The sequence below is a fragment of the Mesorhizobium sp. M1322 genome, assembly GCF_040318085.1.
GTDB lineage: Bacteria > Pseudomonadota > Alphaproteobacteria > Rhizobiales > Rhizobiaceae > Mesorhizobium.
This window is the reverse complement of sequence record NZ_JAMYLP010000149.1, coordinates 1-8,046: the sequence shown is the minus strand read 5'-3', so window position 1 is coordinate 8,046 and position 8,046 is coordinate 1. Positions and strand designations below refer to the sequence as shown.

The window sequence follows — 8,046 nt, the reverse complement described above, 5'->3', positions numbered from 1 at the left end:
CTCCTTATTCGAATGGCGCTCTAGCGTGGCGACAACGTCTCGGGGCGTGACTTCCTTGCCGTTGTGGAACTGAATACCTTTCCGGATTTTCAGCGTCCAAGTCTTGACATCCTTCGACGAGCCGATTTCTTCGGCAATGCGGTATTCGATGCCATTATTGGGGGTCACTTCCATCAGCATCTCGCCCCAACACCTGCCGAAAGTGATTGGGGCGGCCCCGGCTGGAAGCGCTGGGTCGAGACTGTCGGTGGCCCCACCGCCTTGAAGGCCGGCTTTGAGGATACCGCCCCTTTGCGGGGCCTGCGCCTCTGCGGCGCCGGCCAGAAGCGAGTTGGCGAAGGTGGCGCTGACGCCGAGTGCCGTCGCACGGCCGAGAAATTCACGTCGGCTCAGCCGGCCCGCAGCGACGGGGCAGCTGAGATAGCCGAGTTCCTGTGACATGGGATGCTCCTCGCTACATTTGTTCCCTGGTGACCAACAATGCGGCCTTCGTTTTGATGATAATATGCTCATCCTCGGGCGGCTTTGCGCAAATTATTCTTCTATCCACGCAGGAAATCGGCGTTTTTCAGCAGTCTGCGCACATAAGGGGATGATGGTTGGTTGGAAGATTCCTCGCCATTCGGCAACCAGGGACAGGCTGGATGCGCGAGGTCGTGCACGCTTCTCTCTACATGACTCGGTGCGGGCCGCGCGTGCCGGTTACTGCCGAGTACTTCCGGCCGTTCTCGAGCGTACAGAAATGTTTGTATCGCTCGCGCGACGAGGGTCCGCTGCGCGCTCAGCAACGACCTCGTGATTACGGCGCACGAGGCTTGGGGTGGGAGTCGAGCCCGAGGGCCGGTGTCATCGACAGCCAGTCGGCCAAAACTCCGAAAGCGGCGGAATTCGGAATTCGTGGCTTTCGACGCGGGGAAGAAAGGTCAAGGGCCGCAAGCGACACATCGTCGTCGACACGATCGGCCTGATCGTCGGTCTCGTCGTCCATGCCGCCGACATCCAGGATCGCGATGGCGCACCAGCTGTCCTCAATTTGCATCCTCAAACGCTGGCCCTGAGATGCGCTAGGTCTTCGCCGATGGTACGTATGCCGAGAAGCCGAACAGCAAGCTGCAAATGTCGGCAACTTCTTCAAGCGAGGACAACGCCAAGGCTTTCGGAAAATAGAGAGCACAGGCATCGATCCCATTTTCACGCTCGCAGCCGAGTGTAGAGTCGCCGAATCTCCCATGGCCTCGCTCGGCCCGATCCCGCGCAAGGCCCCGACCTGGCCAGACACCTCATGACACGCTGCGCACCGACAGGCTTGCACCGCCCATCCCGGCGTCTGCTACAGTCGCCGAAGGACCTTTGCGCGCCGCTAGTCAAAGTCGCAGCCTGGCTGTCGCCAGCAACGCTACACCTCAGCGTCAACGATCCAATAGCGCCGTCTCTCGCGTCGCAGATGGTCCTGCATCGCGACGACGGGCGACCGCCCAAGAGCGATCGGCGAGCCCGCTCCGGCGCCTTGGACACACCGTCGAGCCCTAAATCCCCATAGCCCCGCCCGCCATCCCGCGGTTCAGTTCAATCAGGCTTCAATGTAGTCGCGACCCGTGCGTGCCCGCCCAATCGCGCCCGCGACTACACAGAACCCTCCAGATTCAAGGCTGTCTTTTGGAGGCAGCAATGGGTGTTCTCGACCGTCTGATTCTTCGCGACGAGCATTGGGAGCGCATGTCGGCGCACATTATCGGAGACGAGCGAACACGAGGTTCATCGGGACGCGACAACCGGATGTTGGTGGAAGCGGTGCTTTGGTCGTGTGCACGGGCTCACCCTGGCGCGATCTGATGCGTTCGGAGATTGGAACAGCGTCTTCTGCCGTTTCAGCCGGTGGAGCCAAAAGGGTGTGGCGCATCTTCGCCGCCATGTCGGACGATCCCGACTTTGAGTATCTGATCGTCGATTCCATCATCATCCGCGCCCACCAGCACGCCTCGGGGCCAAAAAGGGGGTCTAAAGATCAGGCCCTTGGCCGTCCTCGCGGCGGCCTGAGCACTAAGATCCACATTGCCGTGCGAGGTCTCGGGTGCCCGGTGCGCTTCATCCTGACGGCTGGCCAATACGGCGACTGCTCGCAGCCTACACGTTTGATCGGGGGATTGCCCGCCAAGGTCGTCATGGCCGACGCAGCGTACGATGCCGATCCCCTGCGTCGGGAAATCGCAGACAAAGGCGCCATCGCCGTCATTCCGAACAACCTCTCAAGGGCGCGCAAATACCAAGGTCGACAAGCGCCTCTATGCCCAGCGGCACTTGATCGAATGCTGCTTCTCCATGCTCAAGCAGTTCAGGCGCGTCGCAACACGTTTCGACAAAACAGCCCGAAATGCCTTGCAATCGTCACCATCGCTGCAACCCCCCTTTGGATCAGATAAGTGTCCACACGACCTAGCGGTCCGCGCGAACTGTACCTGTCAGAGTAAGTGGTTGCCGCTAGGCCCTGCGCTGAAACTCAACGAGTCGGCAGTCCGCCGGGCTCAAATTCAGTTTCTTTTCGGCAAGGTTTCGCTCGCTGTATGCCACGTTCAGGCGCAGGCGCGCGGGCCCTCGCCCCGGGTATAATGGGCAAGATGATGCTCGAGGGATACTTCTCCGAGTGATAGACCCTGTTAATAGATGCGGCACCGATTGGAAAGCTGCCGATGGATTGCTTGATGATAGGGTTGGGAGCGCCAATGGTTAGCTCAAGTCTATGCCCTTCTCGGACTACATGACCGATCGGGGAGATCGACATTTTTATCTCATATATTGTACCGGGCATGAGTTTTTCGCGTTCGCGGAATAGATGAACAATTTCGTCCGAAGACGTCCGCTGTTCATCGATAGCGCGAAGCGACGCGCGCAACTGGCCTGACTGGAGGAAGAGTACGTTGCCGTCAGGGCCGACGTCCTTCAATATTAGTTCTAGGTCTGTGTCATCCCCATCGTCAATGCTGAGGTAGAGGGTCACTTGCGGACTTCCAAGCAGCGTCATATCCGAGGCGGCAAAATCCGTCCTGTAGTTCAACACGCCCTGCTGATATGGCTTAGCCGCGAATTGCTCATTGTTTCCGTAGAGTTCTGCTCCCGTCGGGTAGAGGTACGCGCGAGAGTCCTCGTACGGCGTGGCACCGGGTTTGTCGGGCGATATCCTAGCATCGGCCGTGAGATAGTACGGGCGACGCTCGACCGTTGGTTCTGGCCAAGCCTTGTGATGCGTAACCCAACCCGCAATCTGCTTCTTGGGATCTCCTTCGGGCTCCCAGGCTTCCCAGTAAACGGTTACTGGAGGTCCGTTCTCAATTCCATTCCTAACACCCTTCACCCAACGGTCGAGGAATTTCATCCGCTCATCGTCGACAAGCAGAGGAGCTTGTGGCCCAAGTGCTCCGGTTCCTCCGTGATCGCCGTCGATCAGGACAAGCTTCTTATGCTGTACGTTCGGCATTAATTGAGTAATTACGCGAGCGCTTTCCCTGACGGCATAGCGGTCCTGCCAAGCGCCAATAAGCATAGTGGGTACTCGGATCTTGCCGACCACCTCTTTGCGCGCCAAGTAGATCGAATTCCACCATTCATCATTTAGTGGATGACTTCGAATTTCGTTGTAGAATGAATTTTTGACCACCTGCCGGTCGCTTCCACGAATTGCAGAACACTCGATATCGCCCGCTTTTATCCGGTCACTCACTCCGCCGGCCTGACTGATGAACTGACTGGTAAAAGCCCATCTTAGGTTATAAAGTTGTAGCATTCCGCCCTGGTAGATCCACTCATAGGCGTCGAACATGCCGGCCGCTACGATGGCCCTCAAATGAGGCGGCTGTTCTGCCGCGACCCACATTTGAACCGTGGCCGCAGATGAATTGCCAACCATCCCAACATTGCCGTTACTCCAAGTCTGTTTGGCAATCCATTCGACAACTTCGGCACCATAGATTCCCTCTTTCCGGTCGAACCATGTTTCGAGGACACCTTCCGAGCAACCAGTCGCCGGGAAGTTGGCCCCGACGAAGGCATAGCCGGCATCTAGAAACGGCTTCGCAACTTCGAAACGGGTTGCACTTGCGTCATATGGAGAATAGAGGAAAACGGTCGGATGGCGGCCTGACTTGGGGTGGTAAGAAATGTACGCGACGCGCGTCCCGTCCTGCATAGTCACGTAGCCAATGGCGCGCGCCACGTCGGCTTCAATCTGGGTATTAGGTGCCATCTGCGGGTCCATTCGAATTTTCATTCTCACTGCTTCGTCACGGGATTGGATAGAGCCGGAGAAATTCCTTGGCCTCGGTACCTGACTGATCTATCTGGGTGAGGTCCGGAGTCGGATCAGTTCAGGCGCGTTAAGGATAAGGTCGCTGGCCATCAACAAGCGAACCAGCGACTGAAGGCTTTCCGGGTCGCCGCCCTTCTTGAACCATCCCATGTTTTCGTCGTTGGACTAGAGCAATCCGTTTCCAACCATCGAACTGACGGTCAGGGCGTAATTTGGGTCGGGCGCGACAACGTGCAGGGACGCCTCCTGATCGACCAAGTGAAGGAAGCGTTTGGCGCGCCTTCACATTATCGAACAGCGTCTGCAGCCAGTTCATGCGCATGCACATGACGTGGCCCGCTTTGTCCAGAAGTTGGAGTTCAACGTTCGGATCACGGCGAGGAGAAGGAGAATGCCCAGCGCGATGCGCTGGGCAACCAGCCTCAGAAGGGGCGAGCCCATAGGCACTCCGTTCAGGCTTCCAGCCAGCATTGGACCAATGCGGAGGCATTGCCAACGTCTCGCATAGGAGACTTCACAAAGCCCTTCACGCCCGGCCCTGTGGCGTCGATGTACTGGTTGAACAGCGGCGTGATTGCGCCACCCTCGTCCCGAACGATGGTGGCCATCTCGCGATAGAGGTTCTTGCGCTTGTCCTGATCGAGTTCGCCGCGCGCCTCGATCAGAAGCTTGTCGAACTTCTCGTTGAAGAAGTGCGTGTCGTTCCATTGCGCGGTCGACAGATAAGTAGTCGAGTATATCTGATCCTGCGTCGAGCGGCCGTTCCAGGCGCAGGTCGAGAAGGGCTGCTTTAGCCAGACGTCCGACCAATAGCCGTCGCTCGGCTCGCGCTTCACCTCGACTGCGATGCCAGCTTTGGCGCAGCTCTGCTGAAAGAGCTGGGCGGCGTCCACGGCACCGGGGAAGGCCTCCTCGGAAGTCCGGAGCAGGATCGGTCCGCTATGGCCCGATTTCTGATAGTGGAACTTGGCCTTGTCTGGATCAAAGGCGCGCTGCTCAATGTCCTCAGGGAAGAGTTGATAGGAAGGACTAATCGGAAAATCGTTACCTATTGAGCCGTAGCCACGCAGGATCTTGTCTAGCATTTGCTCGCGATCCATGGCGAGCTTCAACGCCATTCTGAGATCGTTGTTGTCGAACGGCGCGGTGTCGCATAAAATGTTGAAGCAATAGAAGCCGCGCCCGGTCACGTTCTGAATGGTCACGCCGGGATTGCGCTTAAGCAAGTCAACGACCTTGGGTTCCACCGAGTTGATAATGTGGACTTGGTTGCCTTGCAGAGCCGCAATGCGCGCCGTCCCGTCGTTGATGACGATGATTTCAACCTGATCGGCATGGCCGAGTTTGTCGCCATGCCAGTAGTCTTTGAATTTTTCGCCGTCATGCCTCACGCCCGGCTGATTAACCGTGACCTTGTAGGGACCGGCGCTGATGCCAGCGGCCGGATCATCTTTGCCGCCATTGGGCTGGATGATCAGGTGATAATCGGTCATGAGATAGGGCAGGTCAACGTTGGGCTCTTTGAGCGTGATCACGACGTCGCGGCCATCAGCCTTAAGCGATTCAATGCCCGTCATGATGCCAAGCGCGCCGGACTTTGATTCCTTGTCGGAATGCCGTTCGAGCGTGGCGACGACGTCCTGGGACGTGACTTCTTTGCCGTTGTGGAACTGGATACCTTTGCGGATCTTCATCGTCCAAGTCTTTGCGTCCTTTGACGAGCCAATTTCCTCGGCGATGCGGTATTCGATTCCGCCGTCGGGCGTCATTTCCATCAGCAACTCGCCCCAGCATTTGCCGAAGGCGATGGGAACCCCGCCGAGAAAGGACGCCGGGTCGAGGCTATCAGTTGCGGCACCGCCCCGGAGGCCGGCCTTCAGGATGCCACCCTTTTGCGGCGCCTGCGCCACTGCGGCGCCGGCTAGAAGCGAGTTGGCGAAGGTGGCGCTGACCCCGAGCGCCGTCGCACGGCCGAGAAATTCACGTCGGCTCAGCCGGCCTGCGGAGACGCGACGGCTGAGATAGTCGAGTTCCTGCGCCATTGAGATCCTCCATTCCAGAGCCGACAGGGCGGGTTCGCTCCCTTATACGAACTGAATGATATGTGAGCGGAACTGGTCAACTTGCGCAAATTCTGCTATGTCAACGCAGTAAATCGGCGTCTTTTTACTCAGTACGCACATTCCGCGACGCTAGTCCCTATGATTGCTGGGCATGGGGTCGCCGGTCATCGACGGATTTCGGTCGCGGTAGCGGAGAGCGGACGCTTCGGCTAAGTGGAATATCTCGGCGAGATTGGCAACGAGCTGATGCCATCAGCAAGCTGTGCGATCGTCTCAGGCGGTCCAGCAAGCCACTGGCGTTTTGCTATGAGGCTGGCCCGTGCGGCTATGGCGTTCATCGTCAACTCAAGCGTCTCGGCCGTCGGTGCGACGTGGTGGCGCCGACACATTCCGCGGAAGCCTGGCGATCGGATGAAGACGAACCGTCGCGACGCCACCATGCTCGCTCGCCACAATCGGGCCGGAGCGTTGACCCGTTTGGTGCCCAACGCCGATCATGAAGCCATGCGCGACCTGGTCCGGCTGCGCAGCGTCGTGCGACAGGTGGTGACGCGAGCGCCAATATCTTCAGGAATTTCTGCTGCGTCACAGGCGCAAGCACGAGCGTGGGACGGCCTGGCGAAACGGCGCCTGCGGCAAAATACTCAGCCTTCTCCCGGAATGGGACCAGCGCGCGGTCGTTGACGCCTTGCAGGCAATACGGGGGGACCTCGCTGATCAATGCCATGGTGCTGGTCGCGGAGGTCGGCGACTTCACTTGCTTCTCCAATCCACGCCAACTCATGGCCTATTTCGGCCTGGTGCCTGGTGAGCAATCGAGTGATGAGACCGTTTGGCGCGGCGGCATCACCAAGACCGGCAACACCCATGCCCGGCGCGCGCTGGTCGAAGGCGCCTGAGCATAGCGGATGAGAGCGCGCATCGGCCGGCACAAGGTCGACCGGATGGAGGCGCTGCCAAAGTCGTTCGCGATCGGGTGGAAAGCGCAGGTTCGACTGTGCACAACGGTCGGCTGAATGCGCGTGGCAAGAACGCCTCTCGTCAACGTCGCCATCGCACGCGAGATGGTGGGCTTCATCTGGTCGATCGGCTGCACGGATTCTGTGGGCCAATTTCTACGCCAAAGGCCGTTGTCAGCAATCATGAGAGTGGTGAGAGTGGAAGATTCCCGGTCCGACGGTGATCGAAGAGGATGGGCAGGAAACGCTGGTTGCTTATTTCGATCGCAAGCAACGACTTCGGCGATCGCGGGCGGAGCGCGAAATGGGCGCCGGAATCAAAGAAGCCGCGAAGTTCCTGCACACTTCTGCATAGCCGTACACCGCAAACATCATGGCTACGGGTTTGCTTGGGTTCGGGCAGGCGATAGGGGACCTTGCCATCAAAATTGTGGACAGTTTGCCGGGGACCCGAGAGGGCGGTAGACATCCGTAGCTACTTCCACGCCGTCGCGCATGGGAACACGCACCCCCGTTTCCAGAACCACTTCATAACGGGGCATCTAAGGACTCGGGCCAAGCCTAGCACACACTGGTTTCCTTTACCTATCCTGGAACTCTGGCCTACCTATCGCCAACCAGCAGATCGCACATCGGTGCCAATGTAGGCCGCTTATCAAGGTCGTCTATGAACTCGCCGATCAACCCGAGTTGCCTTTCGGAGAACGGCAACATCGACATTTCG

General features: G+C 58.5%; 5 protein-coding genes and 2 pseudogenes. 3 read left to right on the top strand and 4 right to left on the bottom strand.

Going from position 1 to position 8,046, the window contains the following annotated elements:
- Both NKH12_RS29215 and NKH12_RS30670 read right to left on the bottom strand, forming a co-directional pair.
- The coding region (locus tag NKH12_RS29215) for an ABC transporter substrate-binding protein (RefSeq protein ID WP_352956303.1) at positions 1 to 441 on the bottom strand (441 nt) is incomplete at its 3' end.
- A 358-nt stretch (positions 442 to 799) separates the two neighbouring features.
- A complete protein-coding gene (locus NKH12_RS30670; RefSeq protein WP_502910861.1) occupies positions 800 to 988 on the bottom strand; it encodes a hypothetical protein in 189 nt (62 codons plus the stop codon).
- Here NKH12_RS30670 and NKH12_RS30665 point away from each other — a divergent pair.
- Together NKH12_RS30665 and NKH12_RS29205 are read left to right on the top strand one after the other, a co-directional pair.
- Positions 944 to 1,213 (top strand): hypothetical protein, encoded by a 270-nt coding sequence (locus tag NKH12_RS30665; RefSeq protein ID WP_502910860.1) that lies wholly within the window; start codon positions 944 to 946, stop codon positions 1,211 to 1,213. The two genes, NKH12_RS30670 and NKH12_RS30665, sit on opposite strands and share 45 nt — an antisense overlap.
- Positions 1,214 to 1,668: 455 nt before the next feature.
- Positions 1,669 to 2,420, top strand: a pseudogene (locus tag NKH12_RS29205) (IS5 family transposase).
- Positions 2,421 to 2,497: 77 nt separating this feature from the next.
- Here the strand turns inward: NKH12_RS29205 and NKH12_RS29200 are convergent.
- Positions 2,498 to 4,249, bottom strand: a complete 1,752-nt coding sequence (locus NKH12_RS29200) for a CocE/NonD family hydrolase (RefSeq protein ID WP_352956302.1) — start codon at positions 4,247 to 4,249, stop codon at positions 2,498 to 2,500.
- A 503-nt stretch (positions 4,250 to 4,752) separates the two neighbouring features.
- Positions 4,753 to 6,342, bottom strand: coding sequence for an ABC transporter substrate-binding protein (locus NKH12_RS29195; protein ID WP_352956301.1), 1,590 nt, complete (start codon positions 6,340 to 6,342; stop codon positions 4,753 to 4,755).
- Between the two features lie 159 nt (positions 6,343 to 6,501).
- Here NKH12_RS29195 and NKH12_RS30660 point away from each other — a divergent pair.
- A pseudogene (locus tag NKH12_RS30660) lies at positions 6,502 to 7,451 on the top strand (IS110 family RNA-guided transposase); the annotation flags it as partial.
- Between the last annotated feature and the right edge of the window lie 595 nt (positions 7,452 to 8,046).

Excerpts from the sequence above, each read along its gene's own strand:
- NKH12_RS29195 (WP_352956301.1), bottom strand. The coding sequence starts at position 6,342 with ATGGCGCAGGAACTCGACTATCTCAGCCGTCGCGTCTCCGCAGGCCGG.
- NKH12_RS29200 (WP_352956302.1), bottom strand. The coding sequence starts at position 4,249 with ATGGACCCGCAGATGGCACCTAATACCCAGATTGAAGCCGACGTGGCG.
- NKH12_RS30670 (WP_502910861.1), bottom strand. The coding sequence starts at position 988 with ATGGACGACGAGACCGACGATCAGGCCGATCGTGTCGACGACGATGTG.